The organism is Micromonospora sp. WMMD961 (assembly GCF_029626145.1).
GTDB lineage: Bacteria > Actinomycetota > Actinomycetes > Mycobacteriales > Micromonosporaceae > Micromonospora.
Window position 1 is genome coordinate 5,381,365 of sequence record NZ_JARUBJ010000002.1, and the last position, 26,463, is coordinate 5,407,827.

The following is a 26,463-nucleotide window of genomic DNA, read 5'->3' on the forward strand; positions in this document are numbered from 1 at the left end:
CCGTGGGAGAGGTGGGCGTCACACGCGCACGAGCATCTTGCCCAGGTTGTCGCCGCGCAGGACGCCGAGGAACGCCGCTGGAGCGTTCTCGATGCCGTCCACGATCGTCTCGTCGTAGGACAGGGTGCCCTCGCGCAGCCAGCCGGCGACGTCGCGGACGAACGCCGGGCGCACGTCGTTGTGGTCGTTGACCAGGAAGCCACGCAGGGTGAGCCGCTTGCCGATGACCAGCGCCAGGTTGCGCGGGGCGGCCGGCGGTTCGGTGGCGTTGTACTGCGCGATCATGCCGCAGATGGCGGCCCGGCCGTGCAGGTTCATGGCCGAGATCGCCGCTTCCAGGTGGTCACCGCCGACGTTGTCGAAGTAGACGTCGACGCCGTCCGGGGCGGCCGCCCGCAGCGAGTCACGGAGCGACCCGTCGTGGTAGTCGAAGGCCGCGTCGAAGCCCAACGACCGCAGACGCTCGACCTTGGCCGGTGAGCCGGCGCTCCCGATGACCCGACCGGCACCCTTGAGCTTGGCGATCTGGCCGACCAGGCTGCCGACCGCGCCGGCCGCGGCGGAGACGAACACCGTCTCGCCGGGCTTCATCGCGGCCACTTCCAGCAGCCCGGCGTACGCGGTCAGCCCGGTCATGCCCAGCACGCTCAGGTACGCGCTGGCCGGGGCGACGGTCGGGTCGACCGCCCGGGCGGCGGTGGCGTCGAGCAGCGCGTACTCCCGCCAGCCCAGCCCGTGCAGGACGGTGGCCCCGACGGCGATGTCCGCCGCCTCACTGGCCACCACCTCGCCGATCGCGGCACCGTCGAGCGGCGTGTCGAGTGCGAACGGCGCCACGTACGACTTGACGTCGTTCATCCGTCCCCGCATGTACGGGTCGACGGACATGTACTGGTTGCGGACCACGATCTGGCCCGGGCCCGGCGTCGGAACGTCGGTCTTGACGAGCCGGAAATTGTCGTCGGTGGGCCAGCCCACGGGGCGGCTGGCCAGGTGGATCTCACGGTTGCTGGTCATGGTCGTCCTCTCGTCCGCGGTGGGTGCCTGGAGCCGCGTGGTCAGGCGGCCAGGGTCTCGCGGACGTTCAGCGTGACGTCGATGTTGCCGCGGGTGGCGTTCGAGTAGGGGCAGACCTGGTGGGCCTTCTCGACCAGCTGCTCGGCGATGTCACGGGGCACGGCGGGCAGGTCGACGACGAGCTGCACGGTGAGCCCGAAGCTGCCGCTGCCGTTCGGGCCGATGCCCACCTCGGCGCCGACGACGGAGCCGGTCACGTCGGCCTTGGCCCGGCGGGCCACCACGCGCAGCGCGCCGTGGAAGCAGGCCGCGTAGCCGGCGGCGAAGAGCTGCTCCGGGTTCGCCGCGCCCCCGGTGCCACCCATTTCCTTCGGCGCGGCCAGGTCGAGCGCGAGGGTGCCGTCGGAGGTCTCGACGTGGCCGTCCCGGCCGTCGCCGCTGGCGGTCGCGGAAGCGGTGTAGAGCACCTGCATGGTCACTGCTCCTTCTGTCGGTGGATGGTGTCGGTGACCTGGGTGAGGGTGTCGCGCAGCGCCACCAGCTCGCTGAGGCCCAGCCCGGTGGCCTGGGCGATGCACATCGGGACGTGCTCGACCTGTTGGCGCAGGGCCCGGCCCTGCTCGGTGAGGCCCACCTCGACCCGCCGCTCGTCGTGGATCGACCGTCGGCGGGCCACCAGCCCTGCCCCCTCCAGCCGCTTGAGCAGCGGGGAGAGGGTGCCGGAGTCCAGCCGCAGCTCGGTGCCCAACTCGGACACCGTGCGGGCGTCGTCGGGACGCTCCCAGAGCACCAAGAGGACCAGATACTGCGGGTAGGTCAGCCCGAACTCGTCGAGGATCGGTCGGTAGACGTCGGTCAGCGCGCGCGACGCGGTGTAGAGCGCGAAGCACACCTGCCGGCGCAGCACCAGGTCATCGGTCACCGTCGAACCATAGCCCACAATTGAGTTGTGCACAATCTATTGGGCCGGGGTCGGCCGGCCACGGCCCACGACGTGGACCGGCCAGGCGTGCCTCAGCGATCGCCGAGGTACGCCTCCAACTCCACCTCGACCAGGTGCTCCGGGTCCAGCAGACCGGCCACCACGACCAGGGTCGCCGCCGGCCGGACCGCTCCGAAGACCGCGTTGTGCGCCCGACCCACCTCGTCGGCGTGCAGCCGGTCGGTCACGTACATCCTGGTCCGGACCACGTCACCCGGCTCCGCACCGACCTCGGCCAACGCGTCCAACCCGATCCGCAACGCCTGCGCGGTCTGCGCGGCGGCGTCGCCGACGTGCACCACCTGACCGTCCACCGTCGCCGTGCAGCCGGCCGTCCAGGCCCGGTCACCGGCCCGGACCACCCGGGAGTAGCCGTAGCGCTGCTCCCACGGGCCACCGGAGCCCAGCCGGGTGGCCGTCACGCCTCGGCCAGGGTCCGCAGCGCCTCGGCCACCGTGAAGGCGCCCGCGTAGAGCGCCTTACCGGCGATCACGCCCTCCACCCCGACCGGCTCCAGGGTCGCCAACGCCCGCAGGTCGTCCAGCGTGGACACGCCACCGGAGGCGATCACCGGCCGGTCGGTACGAGCACACACCTCACGCAGCAGATCCAGGTTCGGCCCGCGCATCGTGCCGTCCTTGGTGATGTCGGTGACCACGTACCGACTCGCGCCCGCCTTGTCCAACCGCTCCAGCACCTCGTACAGATCGCCGCCGTCCCGGGTCCAACCACGCGCGGACAGGGTCTGGCCCCGCACGTCCAACCCGATGGCCACCCGGTCGCCGTACTCCCCGACCACCCGGTCACACCAGACCGGATCCTCCAGGGCGGCGGTGCCGATGTTCACCCGGGCCGCCCCGGTGCCCAACGCCGCGCGCAGCGACTCGTCGTCGCGGATGCCACCGGACAACTCCACCTTCACGTCCAACTGGCGCACCACCTCGGCGAGCAGGTGCGCGTTGGTGCCCCGCCCGAAAGCCGCGTCCAGGTCGACCAGGTGGATCCACTCCGCGCCGTCCTGCTGCCAGGCCAACGCCGCGTCCAACGGGTCACCGTAGATGCTCTCGCTTCCGAGGGCACCCTGCACGAGCCGGACGGCCCGGCCGTCGGCGACATCCACGGCGGGTAACAGGGTCAGGCTCAACGTCTTCTCCTCGATCAGGTACGACGGTCCAGGGCGATCACCACGATCGCCGGCAGTACGAGCAGCAAGAGCACGATCAACGCGATACGCAACGCCAGATTGTCGACGAAGGTCCAGATCAGAATCAGCGCCGCGCCGGTGAGCAGCACGATCGCGGCCCGCTCACCCCGGCTGTGCCGGGCCAGCCGGCCAGAACGGCCCCGCCGCAACTGCGGCGTCAACCGGCGGACCATCGCGCGACGACGCTGCCGGCGAGCCACCTGCCGCTGCCGTACCGCCCGCTCCCGGGCCTGCTCCGCCTCCCGCTCCGCCCGCCGACGGGCCCGCTCCCGGCTCACCGCGACGCCCCCGCGCCGGGCACCGGGCGACGACGCTCAACCACCGCTGGGCAGCGTGGCGAGCCAGTTGCGCAGCAGCGCGGCACCGGTGTCGGCGGACTTCTCCGGATGGAACTGGGCCGCCGAGAGCGGACCGCGCTCCACGGCGGCGACGAAATCGACGTCGTGGTGGGCGGTGGTCACCGTGGCACCGGCAGCAGCCAGCGCCGCCGGATTCCCCACGGCGTACGAGTGGACGAAGTAGAACCGGCTCTGCTCCGACAACCCGGCGAAGAGCACCGACTCCGCCGGCGCCCGGACCGTGTTCCAGCCCATGTGCGGCAACCGGGTGGCCGCCAACCGGGTCACCCCACCGGGCAGCAGACCGAGCCCCTTGGTCACCACACCGTGCTCCTCGCCGTACTCGAAGAGCACCTGCATGCCCACGCAGATCCCCAGCACCGGTCGACCCGCCGCCACCCGCTCGGCGATCACCGGGCCGGCGCCCAACGCCTCGATCCCGGCCATGCACGCCGCGTACGCGCCCACCCCCGGCACCACCAGACCGTCGGCGGCGGCCGCAGCCGACAGGTCGTCGGTCACCCGCACCTGCGCGCCCGCGGCCGCCAGCGCCCGCTCCGCCGAACGCAGGTTGCCCGACCCGTAGTCGAGCACCACCACGGCGCTCATGCGTCCTGCCCCGGCAAGAGCCACAGCACCCCGCCGACCGTGGCGAGCACCGCGAGCAACGCGGTGATGCCCACCACGCCCTTCGACGCGCCCTGGCGGTACAGCGACCAGGCACCGCCCACCAGGACCCCGGCCAGGATCAGCAACAACGTCGGCAACGCGGCACTCATCAGAGCTGGCCCTTCGTGCTCGGGATCGCACCGGCCGCGCGCGGATCGATCGCGGTGGCCTCGCGCAACGCCCGGGAGACCGCCTTGAACTGCGCCTCCACCACGTGGTGCGCGTCCGGGTGACCGCCCGGCCGGGCCGCCCGCAGCACGTCGACGTGCAGCGTGACCCGGGCCGCCTGCCCGAAGGACTCCCAGATGTGCCGGGTCATGCTCGTCGCGTACACCGGACCGATGTACGGGGCCAGCACCGGCTCGTCGTGCACCACGTACGGCCGACCGGACAGGTCTACAGCGGCCCGGACCAGCACCTCGTCCATCGGCACGGTCGCCGAACCGTACCGTCGGATGCCGGCCTTGTCGCCCAGCGCCTGGTCGAACGCGGCACCCAGGGCGAGCGCGGTGTCCTCGATGGTGTGGTGCGCGTCGATCTCCAGGTCACCGACGGTGCGCACGGTCAGGTCGAAGCCGCCGTGCCGGGCGATCTGGTGCAGCATGTGGTCGTAGAAGCCCACGCCGGTGCTGATCTCGGCGGCTCCGGTGCCGTCGAGGTCGATCTCGACGAGGACCTTGGTCTCCTTGGTGATCCGCTCCACCCGGGCGGTCCGGCTCATTGTGAAGTCTCCATCGCAGAAAGGAAGGCGTCGGTCTCGGCGGCGGTGCCGGCGGTCACCCGCAGCCAGCCCGGCAGACCGACGTCCCGGACCAGCACGCCCTGGGCCAGCAGGGCCTTCCAGACGGTGGTCTGGTCGCCACCCACCTCGAAGAGCACGAAGTTGGCGTCGCTGTCGGCGACCCGCAACCCGCGTTCGCGCAGCGTCGCCACGATCCGGTCCCGTTGCGCCATGATCGCGCTCACCGTACCGAGAAGGGCCTCGCGGTGGGTCACCGCCGCACGTGCGGCGGCCTGGGTGAGCGTGGAGAGGTGGTACGGCAGCCGGACGAGCTGCACGGCCTGCACCACCGCCGGGTCGGCGGCCAGGTAACCCAGTCGCCCGCCGGCGAAGCCGAACGCCTTGCTCATCGTGCGGCTGACCACCAGCCGCGGGTGGCCGGGCAGCACCGCGAGGGCGCTGACCGTCCCGGGACGGGCGAACTCGGCGTACGCCTCGTCGACCACCACCATGCCCGGCGCGACGTCGAGCACCGCGGCGATCACCGCCGGGTCCAGTGCCGTACCGGTCGGGTTGTTCGGCGAGCAGAGGAAGACCACGTCCGGTTGGTGCTCGCGGACCTGGGCGACCGCCTCCTCGACGGTCAACCCGAAGTCGACGCCACGCTCGGCGGGCACCCACCGGGTGCCGGTGCCGAGCGCCAGTAGCGGGTGCATCGAGTACGCCGGAACGAAGCCGAGAGCGCTACGCCCCGGCCCACCGAACGCCTGGAGCAACTGCTGCTGGATCTCGTTGGAGCCGTTCGCCGCCCACACCTGCTCGACGGTGAGCCCGTGCCCGAGATATTCGGCCAGGTCGGCGCGGAGCGCCACCGCGTCCCGGTCCGGATAGCGGTTCAACTCGCGCAACTCGGCCGCGAGCGCCTTGCCGATCGCCTCGACCACTGGCTCCGGCACCGGGTGGGAGTTCTCGTTGGTGTTGAGCCGCACCGGCACGTCCAGCTGCGGCGCCCCGTACGGCGACAGCCCGCGCAGGTCGTCGCGGATCGGCAGATCCGCAAGGCTGCTCATGCCGCCTCCCCCCTTCGCGAGGAGGTGACATGAGGCACCAGGCGACTGAGCCAGCCGGTTCGCTCGCTGCGCTCGCTCACGCCGACGCTCCCGGGAGGCGAACCTGCACCGCCTGGCCGTGCGCGGGCAGATCCTCCACGTTCGCCAGGGTGACCACGTGCGGGGCCACGTCGCGCAACGCCGCCTCGGTGTACTCGATCAGGTGCACGCCGCGCAGGAACGACTGCACCGACAGCCCCGAGGAGTGCCGGGCGCAGCCGCCGGTGGGCAGCACGTGGTTGGACCCGGCGCAGTAGTCGCCGAGCGACACCGGCGACCAGGCGCCCACGAAGATCGCCCCGGCGTTGCGAACCCGAAGCGCCCACTCCCGGGCGTCGACCGTCTGGATCTCCAGGTGCTCGGCCGCGTACGCGTCGACCACCCGCAGCCCCGCCTCCAGGTCGTCGACCAGCACCACACCGCTCTGCTCGCCGGTCAGCGCCGTGGTCACCCGCTCGGTGTGCTTGGTCGCCGGCACCTGCCGGGCCAACTCCCGCTCGACCGACTCGACCAGCGCCGGCGACGGGGTGACCAGCACGCTCGCGGCCAGCGGGTCGTGCTCGGCCTGACTGATCAGGTCGGCGGCCACGTGCGCCGGGTCGGCCGTGTCGTCGGCCAGGATGGCGATCTCGGTCGGCCCGGCCTCGGCGTCGATGCCGACCACGCCCCGCAGCAGCCGCTTGGCGGCGGTCACCCAGATGTTGCCCGGGCCGGTGATCAGGTCGACCGGGTCGCACCGCAGGTCTCCCGACGGGTCGACCGCCGCGCCGTACGCCAGCATCGCCACCGCCTGGGCCCCGCCGACGGCGTACACCTCGTCGACACCGAGCAGCGCGCACGCGGCGAGCACCCGGGCGTCGGGCAGGCCGCCGTTGTCCTTCTGCGGCGGACTGACCACCACCAGCGAACGCACGCCGGCCACCTGTGCGGGAACGACGTTCATCACCACCGTCGACGGGTACATCGCCAGGCCGCCGGGCACGTAGAGGCCGACCCGGTCGACCGGCAGCCACCGCTCGGTGACCGTGCCGCCGGGCACCACCTGCGTGGTGTGGTCGGTGCGCCGCTGGTCGGCGTGCACCCGACGGGCCCGGCTGATCGACTCCAGCAGCGCGGCGCGCACGCTCGGGTCGAGCACCCCCTCGGCCTCGGTGATCGCCTCGACCGGCACCCGCAGCACCTCCGGGGAGATGCCGTCGAACCGCTCGCTGGCCTCCCGGATCGCGGGGTAACCATGCTCGCGGACCGCCTCGACCAGCGGTCGGATCCGCTCGACGGCGATCGACACGTCGAGCTGGGCACGGGGCAGCAGGCGGCGCGGGTCTCCGAGACCGTTGCGCAGGTCGATCCGGTTCAGCACCCTTGCGAGTCTAGGCTGCCGCCCCGCGGTGCACCCGAGCCGCCCGTACGCCGGGACGGTGAGCCGGGCCACGCTCACCGGCGCGAGATTGGTTAGGCTCGACCATGTGACCGCACGGCTGCCGGTGTTTCCGCTCGCAACGGTGCTCTTTCCCGGGTTGGTGCTGCCGCTGCACATCTTCGAGGAGCGCTACCGGGCGCTGGTCCGACACCTCGTCGACCTGCCCGAGGGTGCTCCGCGCGAGTTCGGCGTGGTGGCCATCCAGGCTGGTTGGGAGGTCGCGCCCGCCGGGCCCGGCAGCCGCGCGACGGCGGGCGTCGGCGAGGTCACCCTGCACGAGGTCGGCTGCACCGCTGAGCTGCGCCAGGTGACCGAGCTGGCCGACGGTGGCTTCGACATCGTCACGGTCGGTCGACGCCGGTTCCGGATCGCCGAGGTCGACGACAACGCGGCTCCCTACCTGACCGCGGACGTCGAGTGGCTGCCCGATCCGGCCGGGGCGGACGAGGTGGCCGATCTGCTGGCCGCCCGGGTGATCGCGGTGTTCCGGCAGTACCTGGGGTTGATCCGCTCCGACCCGGAGGAGATCTCCGAGCAACTGCCGGAGGATCCGACAGTCCTGTCCCATCTGGTGGCGGCGACCGCGGCGCTCACGGTCGACGACCGACAGCGGCTGCTGGCCATCGACGACACCGCCGCGCGGCTCCGCGCCGAGCTGCGGCTACTCACCCGCGAGGCGGCTCTGCTGCGTCAGGTGCGGGCGGTTCCGGTGCCGTTGGCGGAACTGGCGTCCCCGCCGACACCCAACTGAGCCCGGCCGGCTCGGGCTCCGGGCGCAGGCCGGGCCACCGCGACCAGCCGGCCAGCAGGGTGTACGTGATCGCGGCGCCGAACGCCGGCAACAGCAGGTTGCCGTGCGGCACGGGCAGGACACCGAGCAGCCAGTCGACCCCGCCGGCCCGCAGGTCGGCGGGTTTGGTGAAGGCCTGCCCGGCCGGGGCGGTGGCCAGCAACCGGTCGAAGGTGCCCAGGCCGACCCGCCGCCCCACCTGCCAGGCCACCGGCGCCGCGGCCAACGCGCCGAGGACCGCGGCGAGCAGACCGACCGGGCCGCGCCGACGTCGCAGCACGAACCACAGGGCGAGCGCCACCAGCAACCCGAAGGCCAGCCCGAGGAGACTGAACCATCCGTCGGCGGCGATCGGCTGCTCCGGTTGCGGGTCGGCGTAGATCGCCCCCTCGGCGGTCTTGAGCACCGGCGTGTCCGGCGCGAGCGTGGCCCAGAGCAGCCCGAACGGCACTCCCAGGACGGCCAGCGCGAGCACGCTGGCCAGCACCGTCGCCACGGTGCGCAGCGGGCGGCGCGGCTCGTCGAAGCTCAGCTCCAACGAGCTCTGGTACGCCGCCGAGGCAGGAGCGTCGCCCGGACCGAACCCAGGCTGCGGTGTCGCTGGGTGGGCCTCCGGCGGCGAACCGCCCGCCAGCGGCGAACCGGCCTCCGGGGACAACCCGGCCTCCGTCGGCGAACCGGTCCCCGGCGACGACGCGGCGTCCGGTGACGGCCCGACCTGCGGCGGCGAACCGGGCGACCGCTCAGCCGCCGGCGGCGCACCGGTGCGCCGCTCAGCCTCCGGCGGTGCACCGGTGCGCCGCTCAGCCTCCGGCGAGGTCGCGCCTGGTGTGCCGGGTGGCGCGGGTCGGACGGGCTCGTCGACGGGCCGCGTAGGGTCGGGGTTGTCCGGGCTCACCCGATGATCCTCTCAGGCCCGGTGCGAGCCGGGGGCTTCGGTGCCAGACCAGCTCACCGGGCGAACGGCTCCACCATCATCGCCGCCGCCCGCAACCACGCCTGCCGGGTCTCCGGCTGGAGCTGGTGGTACTCGATCGACGCCCCGGTCTCCAGCGCCGGGTCGTAGGGCACCACGGCCACCGCACGGGTACGGGTGGCGAAGTGCCGCTCCAGGTCGTCCTGCAGCGGCGAGCGACCCGGGGTCGGGCAGGAGATGAGGGTGATGGCATTGTCCGCCAACTCGCCCATGCCCTCCTCGTGCAGCAGGTCGAGCATCCAGTCCGCGCTGAATGCCGCGTCCTCCCGGGGAACCGTGGTCACCACCAGCTGGTCGGCGGCCTGCATCACGGTGCGCCAGTTGGGGCTCTCCACGTTGTTGCCGGTGTCGACGCAGACCACGTCGTGGGTGCGCCGCAACAACTCCAGCACACGCCGGACGGTGAACTGGTCCAGCCGCTGGGCGAAGCGCGGGCTCTCCTCGCCGGCCAGCACGTCGTACGAGCCGTCGGAGGCGTGCCGCAGGTAGTCGTCCAACCGACCCAGCAGCGTCTCGCCCTCGAGGATCTCGATCTGGGCCAGGTCGCTGACCAGGTGTCGGATCGTCCGGGCGTGCCGGGCGCTGCCGGCGCGCAGCCCGAGGGTGCCGCGCAGTTCGTTGTCGTCCCAGGCCAGCACGCCCTGCCCACGCACGCTGCCGACGGTGGCCGCGGCGAGCACGGTGGCGGTGGTCTTGTGCACTCCACCCTTGGGGTTGGCGAAGGCGAACACCCGGGGCGTGCCCAGATCCCGCCGGAGCACCCCGTTGGCCCGTTCCTGCTCCTGGTCGACGCCCTGCGGGCGCCACTCGATCCGGGCCGGGTAGGCGCGTTCGACGACCGCCGAGCCGACCGGCGGGGCCGGCGGAGCGACCGGCGGGGGTGCCATCGGTGGTGGTGTGACCGGCGCGACGGGTGGCGCTACGACCGGCGAGGGCGGCGGCGCGGCGACCGGGTAACCGGTCTCCGGCTGGTAGCCGGTCTCCAGTAGGGCGTATCGCGACTCCACCGGCGGGTCGCCCGGCCGGTAGCCGTTGTCCAGCAACGCGTACCGCGAACGACCTGGGTCGGGGACAGCCGGCGGCGGCTCGGGTTCGGTCCGGTACGTCGGCTCGACCCGACGGTCGGGCTCCGCGCGATAGCCCGGCTCGGCGCGGTACGCCGGCTCCGCGCGATAGTCCGGCTCGGCCCGGTAACCGGGCTCGGTCCGGTAGCCGGGCTCAGCCCGATAGCCCGGGTCCGGGCGATAGTTCGGCTCCGACCGGTACGCCGGCTCGGCCCGATAGTCCGGCTCGGCCCGGTAACCCGGCTCGGCCCGGTAACCCGGATCCGACCGGTACGCCGGGTCCGACCGGTAGTCCGGCTCCGACCGGTACGCCGGGTCGGCCCGGTAATCCGGCTCGGCCCGGTAGGCGGGGTCGACGCGGTAGGTCGCCTCGGCCCGGTAGTCGGGCTCCGCGCCGTACGACAAATCTGCTGGATACCCGATGGCGGGTGCCCGCCCGGCGTAGCCGTTCGGGGCCGCTCGCCGGGGCAGCGGGTCCGGCGGCGCGTCGTCGGCACGCCGGTCCGGCTCGGTCTGCTCCGCGCCGCGACCGCCCAGCCGGGCGCGGTCCAACAACGCACGCCATCGCGGCGCTGGTTCGGCCGGCCGGCCCCAGCCGGTCTCGCTGCCCTCCACGGCCCGCCCTCCCAGCGCCATCGATCTCCGTCTGACAGGCTACGAACCAAACCCTATTCGGACCACACCTCAGAGCGCACACCAGCCGACGCAGATCACGACGACGCGGGTGCCGGCGACTCGGCACCGGTGCTGTCCGGGGAGGTGGCGATGCTCGGCGGCGGCGGCTCGGTCGACCCGGCCGGCGACGCTGCGGGTGACGGAATCGTGACGACTGGTGCGGGTTCCGACGATTCGCCCATCGACGCCAGCGGCGCGGGCGCGGGTGGAGTGGACGGCACCGGACCGTCCGGGGTCGACGCCGGGCTCGGCCCGGTGTCGGTCGGCGGCCGCACCACGTCGCGCTGCTCGGGCAGCGGTGGTGTGAAGACCGTGCGGTCCAGCCGGTACACCTCGGGGGCGGGGTCCACCGCCCGGACGTCCGGCCGGGCCGCCACACCGCGCAGAGCCCCCGGCGCCGCCCGCACCACGGCGGCGTAGACGCAGGCGCAGCCGGTCCGGTACGCCGCCGCCTCGGCGGTCGCCACCTCGGCCCCGCTGACGTAGCGTTCCCGCAACTCGCGCTCCCCCGCACCGTCACCGTCGACCGCTGCGGCCCGGGCCCGGTAGTCGGCGGCTTCGGCGTCCTTGCGGGTCGCCACCTCGTCCATCCCGGCGACCACGTCGCCCGGCACCCGCAGCGCGGGAATCCGGACGATCTCGGTCTGTCGCCCGGGCAGCGGCACCCGCCCGAAGACGGTGGAGACTCCGACGTCGCCGAGCACCGCCGTCAGGCGCTGCGGCGGCAGGTACTCGGTGAGCGTGACCAGCGCGTAGGTGCCGTTCCCGGTGGACGGGTCGGACGCGGAGAGCGCGGCCAGGTCGGCAGCGGCGGAGCGCAGGTAGCCGGGGACGGAGTCACCGTCGGTCACGCCGACCCGGGTCACCTCACCCACCGTCCGGTCGCCCACCGGATCGTCGTCGGCAGCCCAGACCGCGGTGCCCAGCACCGCCGCCGCGGAGAGCACGGCGGCCCAGGTGAGCACCCCGGACCGCGCCGACCGGTCGCCCAGCCGGGACACGGCCCGGGTCAGCGGCGGCAGCAGCCGTTGGTCCAGCTGCCGCAGCAGGTTGCCGGCGCGCACGGGCGGGATCCCCTCGTCGGATCGGTGTCAGGCGGTCGCCGCTCAGTCACGCAGGATCTGGAGCGCACGGTCCAGGTCGTCAGGGTAGTCGCTGACGAACCGGACCTCGTCCCCCGTTCGGGGGTGCAAAAAGCTCAGTTCGCGGGCGTGCAACCACTGTCGGGCCAGGCCGAGACGGGCCGAGAGGGTGGGGTCGGCGCCATAGGTGAGATCACCCACGCAGGGGTGCCGCAGCGTGGAGAAGTGCACCCGGATCTGGTGGGTCCGACCGGTCTCCAGCCGGACGTCGACCAGACTCGCCGCCGGGAACGCCTCGAGGGTGTCGTAGTGGGTGATGCTCGGCTTGCCGCCGGACACCACCGCCCAGCGGTAGTCGTGGGTGGGGTGCCTGTCGATCGGGGCGTCCACGGTCCCGCGCAGCGGGTCCAGGTGACCCTGCACCACCGCGTGGTAACCCTTGTCCACCTCGCGGTACTTGAAGGCCCGCTTCAACGCCGTGTACGCCTGTTCGCTCTTGGCGACCACCATGATCCCGGTGGTCCCCACGTCGAGCCGGTGCACCACGCCCTGACGCTCGGCGGCGCCGCTGGTGGAGATGCGGTGCCCGATCGCGGCGAGGGCGCCGATCACCGTCGGGCCGGTCCATCCGGGGCTGGGATGCGCCGCCACTCCCACCGGCTTGTCGACCACCACGATGTCGTCGTCGGCGTAGACCACCCGCAGCCCGGGCACCGCCTGCGGCACCACGGTGGGAGGTGCGACCGGGGCGGGCAACGTGACGTCCAGCCAGGAGCCGGCCTTGACCTTGTGCGAGTTCGGCCGTGCGCTGCCGTCGACCAGCGCGTCCCCGGCATCCACCAGGGCCGCGGCGGCGGTGCGGGAGAGCCCGAACAGACGGGACACGGCCTGGTCCAGTCGCATGCCGTCGAGGCCGTCCGGCACCGGCAGGGAACGGTGATCGCCGCCAGCGGCGAATGCGGAGGTCATGCCCGCTCCTGCTGCTCGGCACCCTGGGGGGCGTCGGTCTCGGTCGGGTCGCCGTCGCGGCCGGCCCGCCGGCCGTCACGCTGGCGGCCGGTCAGCTCCAACAGCACCGCCAGCAGCACGCCGCAGACCAGCGAGCTGTCCGCCAGGTTGAACACCGGCCACACCTGGCCGTACGCGTCGAAGAGGCTGATCATGTCGACCACGTGCCCGTGGAAGGGCCCGGGTGCCCGGAAGATCCGGTCGACGAGGTTGCCCAGCGCGCCACCCAGCACCAGGCCGAGGGAGATCGCCCAGGGCAGTGAGCGCAGTCGCAGTGCCATCCAGACGATCCAGCCGACCACACCGATGGTGATCAGCGGGAAGACCCAGGTGTGGTCCGCGCCGATGCTCCAGGCGGCACCGCTGTTGCGGGTCAGACTCAGGTAGACGAACCCGCCGAGCAGGCGGACCGGCTCCCGGTCGGTCAACGCGGCCAGCGCGAGGTGTTTGGTGACCAGATCGGCCAGCAGGGCCACCAGGGCGACTCCGGCGAGGATCGCGACGGCCCGAGGTCGGCGTGTGCCGCCACCCGGATCGGTGCGGCCGGGTTCGGCGGACGGTGCTGCGGTCATGCGCTCCCCATCGACAGTCTCGGCGGTGATCGCTCACCGTCTCATCGCCGCCGGGGAACGGACCTCAGCGCCGCTCCTCCAGCTGCTTGCACGTCACACACTGGGTGGCCGACGGGAATGCGGCGAGGCGCTCGACCGGGATCGGGTTGCCGCACCGCTCGCACCAGCCGTAACCACCCTCGTCGAGGCGCTCCAGAGCGCGCTCCACCTGCGTGATCCGTTCCAGAATGCTGTTGGCGAGAGAGATCTCCTGCTCCCGCTCGAGCGTCTTGGTGCCCGTGTCGGCCTGGTCGTCCCCGGCCGAGTCGGTCAGCCGATCGCGCTGCAGCTCGGTGATCTCGCTCAGCGTCTGATCGTACTCGGCGCGGAGCTCGTCCCGCCGCGCCGCCAACGCCGCCCGGATCTTCTCGGTCTCCGCCGTGCTCCGGGTGGCCTTGGCCACCGGCTTGCGCCTGGCGGTCCTGGTGTCGGCTGGCTTAGCCATGGGTCGCTCCCTCGGCCGGGGAGCCGCGTGGTTCGCGGCATCCTGGTCAGGGGGCGCCGACCAAGGCGTCCCCTAATGGACGAAAAGGGGCACACGGCGACGTGGGCCGTGCACTCCGGAGGTTGGCAAGAATACGGAACGTACAGGCGTCCGACAACGTGCCGTGCCGTCCCACTGCTCAACAGCCCCTAGCCCTGCCAAACTGGGGCAAAGGGAACGCTAGCAGATCAACCAGGCACCTCATCCCCGTACTCGCCAAACCAACGGGCCAGCCGACCCCGCCGGCTGACCGCCCGCAACCTCCGCTCGGCGGCGTCCCGTACCCCGGCGGTCGCCACGATCAACAGGCTGTCGCCGGCCCTCAGGCGGGTGTCCGCTGCCGGCACGAAACCCACCCCGTCGCGCAGCACCAGCGTCACCGACGCGCCCAGCGGAAGCCGCAGCTCGTCGACGTGCACACCGGCCAACCGCGAGCCCGCCGGCACCTCCACCTGGAGCAGGTCCGCGCGCATCCGCTCCAGCGGCGCGGTCTCCACATGGATCTCGGCTGCCTCGCTCGGGGCGGTCACCCGCAACCAACGGGCGATCGGCCCGAGCGTCCCGGCCTGCACCAGTGTGAAGATCACTACCAGCACGAAGACCACGTCGAAGAGACGTTCCGCACCGGGCACCCGCTCGGAGAGCGGAATGGTGGCCAGCACGATCGGCACCGCCCCGCGCAGCCCCGCCCAGGACAGGAACGCCTGTTCGCGGGGGCCGACCCGGAACGGCAACGCCGCGACGGCCACCGACAACGGCCGGGCCAGCAGCACCAGGGCCAGTCCCGCGACCACCGCGGGCAGCACCGCCGCGTCCAGCCGGCCCGGTGCGGCCAGCAACCCGAGCAGCACGAACAGCCCGATCTGGGCGAGCCACGCCAGCCCGTCGGCGAAACCGAGGATCGCCTGCCGGTGCGACAACCGGGCGTTGCCCAGCAGCACCCCGGCCACGTAGACGGCGAGGAACCCCGAGGCGTGCAGCACCGCCCCGGCGGCGTACGCCAGCACGGTGATCCCCACTGCGGCGATCGGGTAGAGGCCGGCCGAGGGCAGCGCCGCCCGCCGTAGCGCCCAGGCGCCGGCGACACCCGCACCCACTCCTACCGCCGCGCCCATGCCCAGCTCGTAGCAGACCAGCCCGACCTCGTACCACCACGGATGCGCCCAGCCCTCATGGGACAGCAGCACCACCAGCAGCACCACCGGGGCGTCGTTCATGCCCGACTCGGCCTCCAGCGTGGCCACCAGCCGGGGCGGCAGCCGCAGCCGGCGAAGGGTGGCGAAGACGGCCGCCGCGTCGGTGGACGAGAGCACCGCGCCGTAGAGCAGCGCCAACCGCCAGTCCAACCCCAACAGCAGGTGTACGGCGACACCGACCACCAGGATGCTCACGATCACGCCGACCGTGGAGAGTGCCGAGGCCAGCCCGAGCACCGGTCGTAGCGTGGTCCACCGGGCGGTGAGACCACCCTCCGCGATGATCACGATCAGCGCGCAGAAGCCGAGCGCCCGGGTCAGCTCGACGTCGTCGAAGCGGATACCCAGCCCACCCTCGCCGATCGCCACTCCCAGCGCCAGGTAGACGAGGAGGCTGGGGACGCCGAGTCGGGTGGAGAGCCGCACCGCACCGACGGCGACCAGCAGCACGGCCGCACCGAGCAGCAGCGCGAGTTCCAACCCGGGCGTCATGGTTGCTCCAAACCGGGCGTCACGGCTGCCTGGCCTGGGCGTTCCTCACTCGGCGGATCCGTCGCGCAGTCGGCGCAGCAGCCCGGACAGCTCCGGCGCGGGTCGGTCGATGAGGAAGAGCTTGTCCCGGCTCGCCGCGCCGGCTCGCAGGGACACCGCGGCAGGCCGGAGGCCCAGGGCGGCGGCCAACGCCCGTCGGGCCGCCTCGGTCGCCCGCCCGTCGACGGCAGGGTCGTGCACCGCGATCACCAGGGCGGGCCCGTGTGGACCGTCGAAGCGCCCGCCCACCCGGTCCCGGGAGGCGCCGGGCTTCACCCGTACCGCCACGGTGAGCGTCTCCTGCGCGGGCACCGGCGCGGCTTCAGATCGGCCGGGCGTCGGCGAGCAGGGCGGTGGCTGGCGCGCAGTGCGCGCAGGGAGTGAAACCGAGCTCGACGGCCTCGGCGACCGGCAGCTCCTCGGGCACCCGGCCAACGAGGTGCGGACAACTGGCGAGGTGGTAGCGGGGATGGCCGTCGACCACCTGGACGGCATCGGGAAGGCGTGCCACCCGGGCCGCCTCGGCGGGGGTGACCGACTGCTCGGCCGGCTCGTCGGACACCGCCGCGTCGGCGCGGGAAGCGTCGTCGGTCGACGCCGCCAACGGCGACGCCGGGCTGACGGGCCGGGCGGGAGCGGACGCGCCGGCGGCCGGCGTCACGACCGGCGCCGCGTCGTCGAACGGTCCGGCACTGTCGAACGTCGGCACGGTCTCGGCCCGGGGGCCGAACGGCGACTCACGGTCGACCGGCGGCTCGGGTGGTTGCCGCCACCCGGTGCCGCTGGTACCGACCGTCGTGGGCACGTGCTGGACCGGCACCTCCGGCTCGGCCAGCGGCGGCCCGTACGCGGAATCCGTGGCCTGGCTGGCCATGCGGGGTGCGTCGGGGTGTCGCCGGCTGGTCCGACCGGGATCTGCCGTAGCGCGGTTGGCGGCTGCCTGGCGGGCGCCCACCACCAACGCCACGGCGGCCAGCAGACTGGCCGCGATAGAGATGATCAACAGGAGGCTGGATCCACCGGCCAGGCCGAGCACCAGGAGAACCACCGCGACGAGGATGAGCAGGAGACTTGCGACTATCACGGCTCACCCCCGCCGCGTCGTACCGCCCAGGCTGGGCCGGCGACCGTCACCATTGTCGGAGAGCGATCGCCGGCCGGTGCTCAGCGTCCGGCTTCGAGGGCGCCGGAGCGCCCGCCGCCGCCGTAAGAACCGGCGAGGCCCGCAGCGGCCAGCCCGTTGCCGCCGGCGACCCGGCCCGCCTCGGAGCGGGTCATCTCGGCCTCGAGGCCCTGGCCGCGACCGTCGAGGTCCCGCAGCTGGCTCTCCAGGTACGCCTTGAGCCGGGTGCGGTACTCACGCTCGAACTGCTTGAGCTCCTCGATGTGCTTCTGCAGGGCCGTGCGCTTCGCGTCCAGGCCGCCCATGGCCTCCTGGTGCCGCTGACGGGCGTCCCGCTCGAGTGCGTCAGCCTTCGCGCGCGCCTCCCGGGTCACCTCCTCGGCCTTGCTACGAGCCTCGGACAGCAGGCTGTCGGCCTCGCGGCGAGCGTCGGACACGTGGTCGTCGGCGGTGCGCTGAGCCATCATCAGCACGCGCAGGGCCTGCTGCTCGCCGTCACCGGTGACCCCCGCGGGGCCGCCGGTCGTGCGGACCTGCTCCAGCTCGGCCTGCATCGCGCGGGCAGCCTGCTCGGCCGCCGACTTGTCGCGCTGCACCCGGTCCAGTTGGGCCTTGACGTCGTTGAGCTCCGCCGCCAGTCGGGCGTCGCCGCCGGGGCCTGCGGGGGCGCCGCCACGGCCGCCGCGCTCCACCTGGGCGCGCAGCTCGTTGTTCTCCTCGATGAGACGGGCGAGCTCGCGCTCGACCTCGTCAAGGAAGGCGTCGACCTCCTCCTCGTCATACCCCCGCTTGCCGATCGGCGGCTTTTTGAAGGCGACGTTGTGGACGTCGGCCGGGGTCAGCGGCATCGAAACTCCTCGGGTCAGTTGCGGCCGCGAAAGCGCGTCGGTCATCAGGCAGATGCCCTGATCGACGGCCCTAACACGAACTCCATCAGCACGAACAGGATAACCAGGAGCACAAGGGAGGCCAGGTCGATGCTCACGGTACCAATTCGCAGCGGAGGGATCACACGCCTCAACGCGTTGAGAGGGGGATCAGTGACGCTCCACACGGATTCCAATCCTGCCGATGCGCCGCGGCCCGGTTGCCAGCGCCGGCCGTACTGCAGGACGGCGCTCAACACGAACCGGGCCAAGAGAAGGAGCAGGAAGACATAAAGGATCAGGTACAGCACTTGCAGTAAGATCGACAACACGGTCAGCGACGTCCCTCGGGTCGGGCGGGGTCAACTCAGGCTGAAAAAACCGCCCTCAGCGATCTTGGCCTTGTCCTCAGCGGTGACCTGGACATTGGCCGGTGAGAGCAGGAACACCCGATTGGTCACGCGCTCGATCGTACCGCGCAGGCCGAACGCCAGCCCGGCGGCGAAGTCCACCAGACGGCGGGCATCGGCCTCATCCATCTCGGTGAGATTGATGATCACCGGAACACCGTCACGGAAGTGCTCACCGATCGTGCGCGCCTCGCGGTAGGTGGTCGGATGCAGCGTCGTGATCTGGTAACGCTGCTCCTCCTCGGGCAACGCCCGCTCACGGGCCGTGACCTGCGGCGCGAGCGCCAGGTTGTCACGCGTGTGGTAGGTCAGCGCGCCGGAGGTCTCACCAGCCGACGACCGGGTGATCGACCGGACGCTGGACCGCTCGATCCGCTCCGGACGCTCAGCGTCGCCACGCTCGGACTCGCTCAACCGCCCACTCGTGCGCTCGGAGAGCCGCCCTCGCTCACCGGCCCGTGACCGGGGAACAGGTGGCTCCTCGGTGTCGTCCTCGTCCTCGTCGGCGAACTCCTCGGCGTACCGGCTCTGCCGGTACCGCGACTCGCGGTAGCCACCCTTGTCGTAGCCACCGTCGTCGTAGGCCCGCTCGTCGTCTTCTTCGACCAGACCGAGCCAGACCCCCGCCTTGCGCAGTGCACCCATCCCGCGCCCTTCCGTCCGCCGTGCGGCACGCGCCCCCGTGCCATGTCGCCCGTCGCGAGTGGACAACCATGCCCATCGGACCGAGACGGCAATCCCCCGGCGCGCGATTCGCGTCGCGCGCCAAGACCCCCGACCAGGAGACGCCGTCCCTGAAACAACACTGATGTAATTTGCATGTCTCGCGGTCAGGCTACCGCAGCGTGGAACGCATTCCGAGCAACGCGCTACCGACTCGGACAAGTGTCGCGCCATATCGGATCGCGATGTCGAAATCTCCGCTCATTCCCGCCGACAGCTCGGTCGCTCCCGGATGGACCCCCCGAAACACGTCGGTGACCTCGGCGAGACGGGCGAAGGCCCGCTCCGGTTCCCAACCCAGCGGAGCGACCGCCATCAGACCGACCAGACGCAGCCCGGGCGCGTCGGCCACCGCCTCGGCCACCGGTTCCAGCCCGGCACCCGGATCGGCCGACCCGGGCAGCGCCCCGCCCCGGGCCGCGTCGCCGTCGATGCTCACCTGGACCAGGACGTCGAGCGGCAACTCCCGGTCGGCCGCCGCGGTGGCCAGCGCCCGGGCCAGCCGGACACTGTCGACGGACTGCACCACGTCGGCGTAGCGGACCACCGAGCGGGCCTTGTTGCGCTGCAACTGGCCGATGAAGTGCCAACGGGGACGCACCCCGGCCGCCGCCACCTCGGCGGCCTTACCGGCCGCCTCCTGGTCGCGGTTCTCCCCCATGTCGGTCACCCCGAGCCCGGCCAGCGCCAACACGTCGCTGGCCGGGTAGGTCTTCGTCACCGCGATCATCGTGACCTCGGCCCGGTCCCGGCCGGCCTGCGCGCAGGCGTCGGCGATCCGGGACCGCACCCGAGTCAGGCCGGCGGCGATCTCGGCGTGCCGTTCCGGCCGCGCCGTGGCTGAACTGTCGGTCATCGGCGGCGTTCAGGACCCGTTCTTGAGGAAGTCGGGAACGTCCACGTCGTCGAAGAGCACTCGGCGCGGCGACTGGGCCGGAGCCGGATTGGTCGCCGGCGCCGGCACCGGAGTGCTCTGCGGCGCCGGCTGGTTGGTGTTGGTCTTGCGGGTCGGCTCGGCCGCCTTGTACGCGGGCGTGCCGCCGTCGAAGCCCGCCGCGATGACCGTCACCCGCACCTCGTCACCGAGCGCGTCGTCGATGACCGCACCGAAGATGATGTTGGCGTCCGGGTGGGCCGCGTCGGTGACCAACTGGGCGGCGTCGTTGATCTCGAACAGGCCGAGGTCGGAGCCACCGGCGATGGAGAGCAGAACGCCGCGCGCGCCGTCCATGCTCTGCTCCAGCAGAGGGCTGGAGATGGCCGCCTCGGCCGCCTCGACGGCGCGATTCTCACCGCGGGCGCTGCCGATGCCCATCAACGCGCTGCCGGCGCCGCTCATCACGCTCTTGACGTCGGCGAAGTCCAGGTTGATCAGACCCGGGGTGGTGATCAGGTCGGTGATGCCCTGCACACCGGAGAGCAGCACCTGGTCGGCGGTGCGGAACGCATCCATCATGCTGATGTTGCGGTCGCCCAGCGCCAGCAGCCGGTCGTTCGGGATCACGATCAGCGTGTCGCACTGGTTGCGGAGTTCGTCTATCCCCGACTCGGCCTGCACCTGACGCCGCTTACCCTCGAAGGAGAACGGGCGGGTCACCACACCGATGGTCAGCGCGCCGAGCTTGCGGGCGATGTTCGCCACCACGGGCGCACCGCCGGTGCCGGTGCCGCCACCCTCGCCGCAGGTCACGAAGACCATGTCGGCGCCCTTGAGCACCTCCTCGATCTCGTCGCGGTGGTCCTCGGCGGCGTTCTTGCCGACGTCCGGGTTGGCCCCGGCCCCCAGGCCACGGGTCAACTCCCGGCCGACGTCGAGCTTCACGTCGGCGTCGCTCATCAGCAGCGCCTGCGCATCGGTGTTGATCGCGATGAACTCGACGCCCTTGAGCCCAACCTCGATCATCCGGTTGACGGCGTTGACGCCGCCGCCCCCGATGCCGACGACCTTGATGACCGCCAGGTAGTTGTGCGGAGGTGTCATCTCCGGTCCTTTCCTTCGAGATTGGCTTCGGCCGACCGGGTACGGCGTGGCCAGACCAGCGGCCGACGACAGCTGTCACCAGCGAGGATCAGGGGTGAACCCTCACCCTCTACTAGAGGCTTACAGTTATGTCAACCACTGAACCTCTTCGGGGCAACGTAAGCGCCACCACGCCATGAGCCAAGGACCCGCTCGGCGTGTCGCCGAGCGGAGCGCAACGGGTCACGACGCCACACGCTCCCCAGCTCAACGGAAGGTCACCACGTCCGGCGCGCTCACGTCGATCCGGTCGGTGTCCTCGTCGAGCAACGCGGTGGCCACCCGGGCCTTGTCCGTACCCCGCGTCGTGTCGCCCCAGACCACTGTCCGGTCCCCCCGCAGTCGCAGGGTGATGCGGGCCAGTCCCTCCACGTTCACGTCCACCACCTCGGCACGCAGCTGCGGGGTCAGCGCGACGAGCACCTCCAGCCCGGCCCGGGTGCCCGGGTCGTCGGCGGCCGGTCGGGCCACCGTCACCTGGGGCAACTCGGCAGGTCGTCGGTCCACCGTCCGGAACGCCACCCCGTGGCGGTCGATCAGGGCGAACCCCGGCCCCTGCGGCACCGCCGCCACCGGAGTCCGCTCGGTCACCCGCACCACGAGCGTGCCGGGCCAGTCCCGGGACACGGTGGCCCGCTCCACCGGGGCCAGTCCGCCGACGCGACGAGCAGCGGCGGACAGATCCACCCGGGCCAGCGGCACCCCGTCCGGCACCGCGACCGCATCGTGCACCTGCACCGGGGTCACCAGGTCGGCACCCTCCACCCGTACCTCCCGGACACCGAACAGGCCGGTGCCGAGCACCGTCCACGCGACCAGCCCGGCCAGCGCGAGCACGCCGGCGGCCACCGCCCAGGGCAGCGCGGCACGCATGCGACGCTGCCGGGCCCGGGCCATGAACCGGCGGGTCGAGGGCGGAACCGCGTCCCGACTGGCCCGGACCAGCTGCCAACGCCGGGCCGGACCGCGACGCGGAACGCCGCCGTCGCCGGCGCTGGTCCGCCCTCGGGCCGGGCCGGGACTCATCCGGCCGTGGAAGCCGTGCCGCCAGGTGCGGTGGTGCCACCGAGGGCCGCACCGTCACCGCCGGCCGTGGCCCCACCCGGCACCGGTTCACCGAGCACCGGCGCGGTGGCCACCGGGTCGACCTTCGCGGTCGGCGCGGAGCCGGCTGCCCGCTCCCCCAGGGCGGCCAGCAGTTCGTCGCCCATCAGCGAGATCGGCGGGGCGCCCATGGTCACCACCACGTCCCCCGGGCGGGCCCGGCGGGCCACCTCGACCGGCGCCGCCTCCCACGAGTCGACGAAGACCTTGCGGTCGGCGGGCAGGTCCACCGCCGAGATCAGTGCCGCCGAGCCCTCGCCGGGCTGGCGCAACTCGCCCGGCCCGAAGACCTCCAACAGCACCACCTCGTCGGCGATGGCCAGTGCCTGCGCGATCTCCGCCTGGTTGTCGCGGGTGCGGTACAGCCGGTACGGCTGGAAGACGACGATCAACCGCCCGTCCCCGGCCACCTCGCGCAGCGTCTGCAACGCCAACGTCATCGACGTCGGGTGGTAGGCGTACTCGTCGTAGACCAGCACGCCGTCCGCGACACCCTTGCGCTCGAAGCGCCGCCGTACCCCGGGAAAGACCGCCAGTGCGGCCTCCGCCGCCTCCAGCGGCAACTCCAGCAGGTACGTGGCCAGCACCGCGGAGGCGCTGTTCAGCCCCATGTGCCGCCCCGGCACCGGCAGCCGGAACTCGCCCAGCGACCGGCCGTCGATGGCGGCCAGGTAGCGCACCCCGCGTGCCGACGACGAGATCTCGGTCAACCGCAGGTCGGCGTCGGCCGCCTCGCCGTAGGTGAAGACCCGCCGTCCCTCGGCGCGCAGGCTGTCGGCCAGCCGCCGACCGCCCGGGTCGTCGGCGCAGGTGATGATGAACCCGTCCGGGTCGGTGAGGCGGGCGAACTCCACGAACGCCGCCTCCAGCGTCGCGTAGTCGCCGTAGGTGTTCAGGTGGTCCGGCTCGACGTTGGTGATGATCGAGACGTACGGGCGGTAGATGAGGAACGAGCGGTCGCTCTCGTCCGCCTCGACCACGAAGTGCTCGCCGGTGCCGTGGTGGGCGCCCGAGCCGACCTCGGAGATCTCACCGCCGATCACGAAGGACGGGTCGACCCCGGCCTGCTGCAACACCATGGTCACCATCGACGTGGTGGTGGTCTTGCCGTGCGTACCGGCCACCGCGATCGCCCGGCGGCCGGTCATCGCCGCGGCGAGGGCCTCGGAGCGGTGCAGCACCCGCAGGCCGCGCCGACGCGCCTCGACCAGTTCCAGGTGGTCCTGTGGGATGGCCGAGGAGTAGACGACGGTGTCGACCCCGTCGAGGTTGGTCGCCTCGTGGCTGAGGTAGATGGTGCCGCCGAGCGCCCGCAGACCCGCGAGCGAGGGCCACTCCCGCAGGTCGCTGCCGGAGACCCGGATGCCTCGGGTGAGCAGCAGCCGGGCCACTCCGAGCATGCCCACCCCGCCGACACCGATCAGGTGGACGGCGCCCAGGTCCTCGGCGGTGAGCGTGCCGGCCGGGGTGAACTGCGCGGTCATCGGGCCACCGCCTGGAGCACGAAGGACCGCAGCGCCTCGTCGCCGTCACGTCGCCCGTACGCCGCCGCGGCAGCGCCCATCGCGGACAACCGCTGCGGGTCGCGGATGAGGGGGATGACGGTGCGCTCCAGCCAGTCCGGGGTGAGTTCCGCGTCGTCGACCAGGAGCCCGCCGCCGGCCTCCACCACGGGCAGGGCGTTGCGCCGCTGCTCCTGGTTGCTGTGCGGGTACGGCACGTAGATCGTCGGCAGCCCGATCGCGGCGACCTCGGCGACGGTCATCGCGCCGCCGCGGGCCAGCATCAGGTCGGCGGCGGCGTAGCCCAGCTCCATCTCGGACAGGTACGGCAGGGTCACGTACGGCACCGGCAGGTCGGTGGGGATCGGCACCGGCTCGTTGCGGGCGCCCATCACGTGCAGCACCTGCACCCCGTTGCGGGCCAACTCCTTGGCCGCCCCGGACACCGCCAGGTTGATCGAACGGGCGCCCGACGAACCACCGGAGACGAAGAGCACCGGCAGGTCCGGGCGGAGCCCGAAGTGGGCGCGGGCGGCGTTGCGCAGCGCGAACCGGTCCAGCGCGGCGATGCTGCGGCGCAGCGGCACCCCGACGACGGTGGCGTCGCGCAGTGACTCGGCCTGGCTCGGCTGGTGCGGGAAACCGACCGCGACGTTCTTGGTGAACTTCATGCCGAGTCGGTTGGCCACGCCCGGCGGCACGTTCACCTCGTGGATCACCATGGGCATCTCCCGGCGCCAGGCGGCCAGGTAGGCCGGCACCGAGACGTACCCGCCGAAGCCGACGACGACGTCGGCGCGTACCTCGTCGATCACCTTGCCCGCGGCGCGGGCCGCGGTCCACATCCGGCCCGGGGTACGGACCAGGTTCATGTTGACCGACCGGGGCAGTTGGTACGCCGGGATCGGCCGCAGGTCGTAGCCCTGCGGCGGGATCAGGTCGTTCTCCATGCCGCGTGGTGTGCCGAGGCAGGTGATCCGGACGCCCGGGTCGTGTCGGCGCAGGCAGTCGGCGAAGGCGAGCAGCGGGTAGACGTGCCCCCCGGTGCCACCTCCCGCGAGCACCACCGAACGCAGCGGACCCATCAGCGTCTCCTCTCGCTCGCCGTACCCTGACGGCTCCGGCCCTGCCGGACACCGCGCGGTGCGGCCTGGTCGTCTTTCCGCCGCTCCCGCGACCGGGGCACTTGCCCTCGGGCCGCCGGTGGCGTCGCCGGTCGGCGGCGCCGGCCGGGAAGCGGCGGCAACGGGGCCCAGAGTAGTCGGACCCACCGGGCCGGCGGACGGGCATGCAGTGCTCTGGCCGCATCGGGTTCGGCGCGGGCGAAGGACGCCAGCATGCCGATGCCCGCCAACGTCACGACCAGGGCGCTTCCGCCGTCGGAGATGAACGGCAGCGGCAGGCCGGTGATCGGCAGCAGCCCGACCACCCCACCGATGTTGATCACGGCCTGGCTGACCAGCCAGGTGGTCACGGCGGCGGCGGCGAGCCGGCGGAACGGGTCGTCGACCCGGCGGGCGATCCGCAACCCGGTGTACGCGAGGACCGCGAACAGGCTGAGCACCACCGCGCAGCCGATCACACCCAACTCCTCCGCGATGATCGCGAAGATGAAGTCGTTGTGCGCCTCGGGCAGCCAGTCCCACTTCAGGCTGCCCTTGCCCAGCCCGACGCCGAACCAGCCGCCGTGCTCGATGGCCAGTCGGCCCTGGTAGAACTGGAGGCAGTCGCCGAGCTTGCAGGTCTCCGGGTCCGGCGGATCGAAGAACATGGCCAGCCGGGCGAAGCGGTAGTTGTCCGCGCCCTGCTCGCCGGAGCCGGCGCCCAGCGAGGCCACCGCGATGAGCAGGCCGACGCCGAGCAGACCGACCACGGTCAGCACGCCGAAGACCCGCATCCGTACGCCGGCGGCCCAGAGCAGGCCGACCACCAGGGCCAGCAGGCAGAGCATCGTGCCCACGTCGTTGTAGCCGACCAGGACGAAGAGCAGGCCCATCACCGGAAAGAGCGGGGTGGCCAACTCCCGCCACCAGCCCAGCGCAGCGCCCTTGCGGGCGATCAGGTGGGCGCCCCACAACACCAGCGCGAATTTGGCCAGCTCGGAGGGCTGTACCTGGATGCCGCCGATGAACAGCCAGAGCAGCCGCGCCTCGATCGGGCCGATCCGGGCGGATTCCTGGTCGGTCAGCCGGGCGTAGGCGAGCAGCAGATTGAGCAGCAGCAGTAGCCCGATCGAGGTGAACAGCAGCGGTCGGCCCAGCGACCGGTAGGTGCTGGCGGGCAGGCGCTGGCAGACCCAGAACGCGCCGATGCCGATCACCGCGAAGATCGCCTGCTTGGTCACCGAGGCCGAGGCGTTGCCGTCCTCGGCGTAGTCCTTCACGCTGGTCGCCGAGAAGACCATGGTCAGCCCGATCAGCAGCAGCAGGCCGGCGCAGGACAGCAGCAGGTAGTAGGAGGCCAGCGGCCGGTCCAGCAGGCCGCGCAGCGCGGCGAGCCCGGCGGCCCCGTCCAGCCCTCGCAGCGGTACGGGCGGTGGTGGTTCCGCCGCCCGTGCGGCCCCGCCCGGTTCCGGGCCACGGGCGTCGTCCGGCGGCGCGCCGGCCTCCACGGTGCGCGCCGCGCCCGGTGACCGTCGCGGCCGGCCGGCTGTCCTGTCGTCGGTGCCTGGTTCCTCCCCCACCCCGACATCATCACCGCTAGCCACGCCCGGCGAGCCCACAACGAGACCCCCGGCGTGTCGGACCGCGAAGATCCGCACAACATCGGGGAGATTGCTGCCTCGAAGCACGCCGAGACAGCAACGTCGCCGATGTTGCGCGGATCTTGGGCGAGGCG

Annotated in this window: 30 protein-coding genes; 1 reads left to right on the forward strand and 29 read right to left on the reverse strand. The window is 72.6% G+C overall.

From position 1 onward, the window contains the following. Window positions 1-18 precede the first annotated feature (18 nt). The 11 genes from O7614_RS24230 to hisD all read right to left on the reverse strand — a co-directional run bounded on the left by O7614_RS24230 (window position 19) and on the right by hisD (window position 7,400). Window positions 19-1,017: an NADP-dependent oxidoreductase gene (locus O7614_RS24230; protein ID WP_278140759.1), complete on the reverse strand. Its 999-nt coding sequence runs from the start codon at window positions 1,015-1,017 to the stop codon at window positions 19-21. Between the two features lie 41 nt (window positions 1,018-1,058). Next, on the reverse strand, window positions 1,059-1,490 hold the full coding sequence (locus O7614_RS24235; RefSeq protein WP_278142359.1) for an organic hydroperoxide resistance protein: 432 nt from the start codon (window positions 1,488-1,490) through the stop codon (window positions 1,059-1,061). Window positions 1,491-1,492: 2 nt separating this feature from the next. After that, the gene (locus O7614_RS24240) at window positions 1,493-1,939 is read right to left on the reverse strand and encodes a MarR family transcriptional regulator (protein WP_278140760.1); all 447 of its coding nucleotides are present in this window, start codon (window positions 1,937-1,939) and stop codon (window positions 1,493-1,495) included. A 92-nt stretch (window positions 1,940-2,031) separates the two neighbouring features. Next, window positions 2,032-2,421, reverse strand: coding sequence for a RidA family protein (locus O7614_RS24245; protein ID WP_278140761.1), 390 nt, complete (start codon window positions 2,419-2,421; stop codon window positions 2,032-2,034). Beyond that, window positions 2,418-3,143 (reverse strand): bifunctional 1-(5-phosphoribosyl)-5-((5-phosphoribosylamino)methylideneamino)imidazole-4-carboxamide isomerase/phosphoribosylanthranilate isomerase PriA, encoded by a 726-nt coding sequence (priA, locus tag O7614_RS24250; protein WP_278140763.1) that lies wholly within the window; start codon window positions 3,141-3,143, stop codon window positions 2,418-2,420. The genes O7614_RS24245 and priA overlap by 4 nt, the downstream gene beginning before the upstream one ends. Window positions 3,144-3,157: 14 nt before the next feature. Then, window positions 3,158-3,481, reverse strand: a complete 324-nt coding sequence (locus O7614_RS24255; RefSeq protein ID WP_278140764.1) for a hypothetical protein — start codon at window positions 3,479-3,481, stop codon at window positions 3,158-3,160. 36 nt (window positions 3,482-3,517) lie between these two features. Then, window positions 3,518-4,150 (reverse strand): imidazole glycerol phosphate synthase subunit HisH, encoded by a 633-nt coding sequence (hisH, locus tag O7614_RS24260; protein WP_278140765.1) that lies wholly within the window; start codon window positions 4,148-4,150, stop codon window positions 3,518-3,520. Then, window positions 4,147-4,320 carry a hypothetical protein gene (locus tag O7614_RS24265; RefSeq protein ID WP_278140766.1) on the reverse strand — a complete coding sequence of 58 codons (174 nt, stop codon included), beginning with the start codon at window positions 4,318-4,320 and terminating at the stop codon, window positions 4,147-4,149. Before O7614_RS24265 ends, hisH begins: the two co-directional genes overlap by 4 nt. Then, complete coding sequence (gene hisB / locus O7614_RS24270) at window positions 4,320-4,931, reverse strand: imidazoleglycerol-phosphate dehydratase HisB (RefSeq protein WP_278140767.1); 612 nt, start codon at window positions 4,929-4,931, stop codon at window positions 4,320-4,322. The genes O7614_RS24265 and hisB overlap by 1 nt, the downstream gene beginning before the upstream one ends. Then, window positions 4,928-6,001, reverse strand: coding sequence for a histidinol-phosphate transaminase (locus O7614_RS24275; RefSeq protein WP_278140768.1), 1,074 nt, complete (start codon window positions 5,999-6,001; stop codon window positions 4,928-4,930). The genes hisB and O7614_RS24275 overlap by 4 nt, the downstream gene beginning before the upstream one ends. Before the next feature lie 76 nt (window positions 6,002-6,077). Then, a complete protein-coding gene (hisD, locus tag O7614_RS24280) occupies window positions 6,078-7,400 on the reverse strand; it encodes a histidinol dehydrogenase (protein ID WP_278140769.1) in 1,323 nt (440 codons plus the stop codon). Window positions 7,401-7,506: 106 nt separating this feature from the next. Between hisD and O7614_RS24285 the strand changes: the two genes are divergently transcribed. Further along, a complete protein-coding gene (locus O7614_RS24285) occupies window positions 7,507-8,211 on the forward strand; it encodes an LON peptidase substrate-binding domain-containing protein (protein WP_278140770.1) in 705 nt (234 codons plus the stop codon). Here O7614_RS24285 and O7614_RS24290 read toward each other — a convergent pair. The 18 genes from O7614_RS24290 to O7614_RS24375 form a co-directional block, all read right to left on the reverse strand. After that, complete coding sequence (locus O7614_RS24290) at window positions 8,126-8,782, reverse strand: DUF2567 domain-containing protein (protein ID WP_278142360.1); 657 nt, start codon at window positions 8,780-8,782, stop codon at window positions 8,126-8,128. The two genes, O7614_RS24285 and O7614_RS24290, sit on opposite strands and share 86 nt — an antisense overlap. 419 nt (window positions 8,783-9,201) lie before the next feature. Next, entirely contained in the window at window positions 9,202-10,926 is a 1,725-nt protein-coding gene (locus O7614_RS24295) for an ATPase (RefSeq protein ID WP_278140771.1), read from the reverse strand. A gap of 74 nt (window positions 10,927-11,000) precedes the next feature. Beyond that, a complete protein-coding gene (locus tag O7614_RS24300; RefSeq protein ID WP_278140772.1) occupies window positions 11,001-12,029 on the reverse strand; it encodes a hypothetical protein in 1,029 nt (342 codons plus the stop codon). A 42-nt stretch (window positions 12,030-12,071) separates the two neighbouring features. Continuing rightward, window positions 12,072-13,016, reverse strand: coding sequence for an RluA family pseudouridine synthase (locus O7614_RS24305; protein ID WP_091407730.1), 945 nt, complete (start codon window positions 13,014-13,016; stop codon window positions 12,072-12,074). After that, window positions 13,013-13,627 carry a signal peptidase II gene (gene lspA, locus O7614_RS24310; protein ID WP_278140773.1) on the reverse strand — a complete coding sequence of 205 codons (615 nt, stop codon included), beginning with the start codon at window positions 13,625-13,627 and terminating at the stop codon, window positions 13,013-13,015. The genes O7614_RS24305 and lspA overlap by 4 nt, the downstream gene beginning before the upstream one ends. Before the next feature lie 64 nt (window positions 13,628-13,691). Beyond that, window positions 13,692-14,111 (reverse strand): TraR/DksA C4-type zinc finger protein, encoded by a 420-nt coding sequence (locus O7614_RS24315; RefSeq protein ID WP_278140774.1) that lies wholly within the window; start codon window positions 14,109-14,111, stop codon window positions 13,692-13,694. 227 nt (window positions 14,112-14,338) lie between these two features. Next, window positions 14,339-15,838 (reverse strand): potassium/proton antiporter, encoded by a 1,500-nt coding sequence (locus O7614_RS24320; protein ID WP_278140775.1) that lies wholly within the window; start codon window positions 15,836-15,838, stop codon window positions 14,339-14,341. A gap of 45 nt (window positions 15,839-15,883) precedes the next feature. Then, a complete protein-coding gene (locus O7614_RS24325; RefSeq protein ID WP_278140776.1) occupies window positions 15,884-16,189 on the reverse strand; it encodes a DUF167 domain-containing protein in 306 nt (101 codons plus the stop codon). A 10-nt stretch (window positions 16,190-16,199) separates the two neighbouring features. After that, window positions 16,200-16,961 (reverse strand): hypothetical protein, encoded by a 762-nt coding sequence (locus O7614_RS24330; protein ID WP_278140777.1) that lies wholly within the window; start codon window positions 16,959-16,961, stop codon window positions 16,200-16,202. Between the two features lie 80 nt (window positions 16,962-17,041). Continuing rightward, entirely contained in the window at window positions 17,042-17,848 is an 807-nt protein-coding gene (locus O7614_RS24335) for a DivIVA domain-containing protein (RefSeq protein ID WP_088988417.1), read from the reverse strand. A gap of 44 nt (window positions 17,849-17,892) precedes the next feature. Next, the gene (locus tag O7614_RS24340) at window positions 17,893-18,198 is read right to left on the reverse strand and encodes a YggT family protein (protein WP_278140778.1); all 306 of its coding nucleotides are present in this window, start codon (window positions 18,196-18,198) and stop codon (window positions 17,893-17,895) included. Window positions 18,199-18,228: 30 nt separating this feature from the next. Beyond that, window positions 18,229-18,921 carry a cell division protein SepF gene (sepF, locus tag O7614_RS24345; protein WP_278140779.1) on the reverse strand — a complete coding sequence of 231 codons (693 nt, stop codon included), beginning with the start codon at window positions 18,919-18,921 and terminating at the stop codon, window positions 18,229-18,231. 190 nt (window positions 18,922-19,111) lie between these two features. Then, entirely contained in the window at window positions 19,112-19,855 is a 744-nt protein-coding gene (locus tag O7614_RS24350; protein ID WP_278140780.1) for a YggS family pyridoxal phosphate-dependent enzyme, read from the reverse strand. Window positions 19,856-19,864: 9 nt separating this feature from the next. After that, window positions 19,865-20,980 (reverse strand): cell division protein FtsZ, encoded by a 1,116-nt coding sequence (ftsZ, locus tag O7614_RS24355; RefSeq protein ID WP_088988414.1) that lies wholly within the window; start codon window positions 20,978-20,980, stop codon window positions 19,865-19,867. Window positions 20,981-21,226: 246 nt separating this feature from the next. Further along, on the reverse strand, window positions 21,227-22,045 hold the full coding sequence (locus O7614_RS24360) for an FtsQ-type POTRA domain-containing protein (protein ID WP_278140781.1): 819 nt from the start codon (window positions 22,043-22,045) through the stop codon (window positions 21,227-21,229). Next, on the reverse strand, window positions 22,042-23,607 hold the full coding sequence (murC, locus tag O7614_RS24365; RefSeq protein WP_278140782.1) for a UDP-N-acetylmuramate--L-alanine ligase: 1,566 nt from the start codon (window positions 23,605-23,607) through the stop codon (window positions 22,042-22,044). The genes O7614_RS24360 and murC overlap by 4 nt, the downstream gene beginning before the upstream one ends. Further along, window positions 23,604-24,710: an undecaprenyldiphospho-muramoylpentapeptide beta-N-acetylglucosaminyltransferase gene (murG, locus tag O7614_RS24370; RefSeq protein WP_278140783.1), complete on the reverse strand. Its 1,107-nt coding sequence runs from the start codon at window positions 24,708-24,710 to the stop codon at window positions 23,604-23,606. Before murG ends, murC begins: the two co-directional genes overlap by 4 nt. Then, on the reverse strand, window positions 24,710-26,140 hold the full coding sequence (locus tag O7614_RS24375; protein WP_278142361.1) for a putative peptidoglycan glycosyltransferase FtsW: 1,431 nt from the start codon (window positions 26,138-26,140) through the stop codon (window positions 24,710-24,712). Before O7614_RS24375 ends, murG begins: the two co-directional genes overlap by 1 nt. Between the last annotated feature and the right edge of the window lie 323 nt (window positions 26,141-26,463).

Bases quoted from the DNA above. Each gene is read 5' to 3' on its own strand.
- O7614_RS24230 (WP_278140759.1), bottom strand. From the start codon at position 1,017: ATGACCAGCAACCGTGAGATCCACCTGGCCAGCCGCCCCGTGGGCTGG.
- O7614_RS24235 (WP_278142359.1), bottom strand. From the start codon at position 1,490: ATGCAGGTGCTCTACACCGCTTCCGCGACCGCCAGCGGCGACGGCCGG.
- hisH (WP_278140765.1), bottom strand. From the start codon at position 4,150: ATGAGCGCCGTGGTGGTGCTCGACTACGGGTCGGGCAACCTGCGTTCG.
- O7614_RS24265 (WP_278140766.1), bottom strand. From the start codon at position 4,320: ATGAGTGCCGCGTTGCCGACGTTGTTGCTGATCCTGGCCGGGGTCCTG.
- hisB (WP_278140767.1), bottom strand. From the start codon at position 4,931: ATGAGCCGGACCGCCCGGGTGGAGCGGATCACCAAGGAGACCAAGGTC.
- O7614_RS24275 (WP_278140768.1), bottom strand. From the start codon at position 6,001: ATGAGCAGCCTTGCGGATCTGCCGATCCGCGACGACCTGCGCGGGCTG.
- O7614_RS24295 (WP_278140771.1), bottom strand. From the start codon at position 10,926: ATGGCGCTGGGAGGGCGGGCCGTGGAGGGCAGCGAGACCGGCTGGGGC.
- O7614_RS24305 (WP_091407730.1), bottom strand. From the start codon at position 13,016: ATGACCTCCGCATTCGCCGCTGGCGGCGATCACCGTTCCCTGCCGGTG.
- lspA (WP_278140773.1), bottom strand. From the start codon at position 13,627: ATGACCGCAGCACCGTCCGCCGAACCCGGCCGCACCGATCCGGGTGGC.
- O7614_RS24315 (WP_278140774.1), bottom strand. From the start codon at position 14,111: ATGGCTAAGCCAGCCGACACCAGGACCGCCAGGCGCAAGCCGGTGGCC.
- O7614_RS24320 (WP_278140775.1), bottom strand. From the start codon at position 15,838: ATGACGCCCGGGTTGGAACTCGCGCTGCTGCTCGGTGCGGCCGTGCTG.
- O7614_RS24335 (WP_088988417.1), bottom strand. From the start codon at position 17,848: ATGCCGCTGACCCCGGCCGACGTCCACAACGTCGCCTTCAAAAAGCCG.
- sepF (WP_278140779.1), bottom strand. From the start codon at position 18,921: ATGGGTGCACTGCGCAAGGCGGGGGTCTGGCTCGGTCTGGTCGAAGAA.
- O7614_RS24350 (WP_278140780.1), bottom strand. From the start codon at position 19,855: ATGACCGACAGTTCAGCCACGGCGCGGCCGGAACGGCACGCCGAGATC.
- ftsZ (WP_088988414.1), bottom strand. From the start codon at position 20,980: ATGACACCTCCGCACAACTACCTGGCGGTCATCAAGGTCGTCGGCATC.
- O7614_RS24360 (WP_278140781.1), bottom strand. From the start codon at position 22,045: ATGAGTCCCGGCCCGGCCCGAGGGCGGACCAGCGCCGGCGACGGCGGC.
- murC (WP_278140782.1), bottom strand. From the start codon at position 23,607: ATGACCGCGCAGTTCACCCCGGCCGGCACGCTCACCGCCGAGGACCTG.
- murG (WP_278140783.1), bottom strand. From the start codon at position 24,710: ATGGGTCCGCTGCGTTCGGTGGTGCTCGCGGGAGGTGGCACCGGGGGG.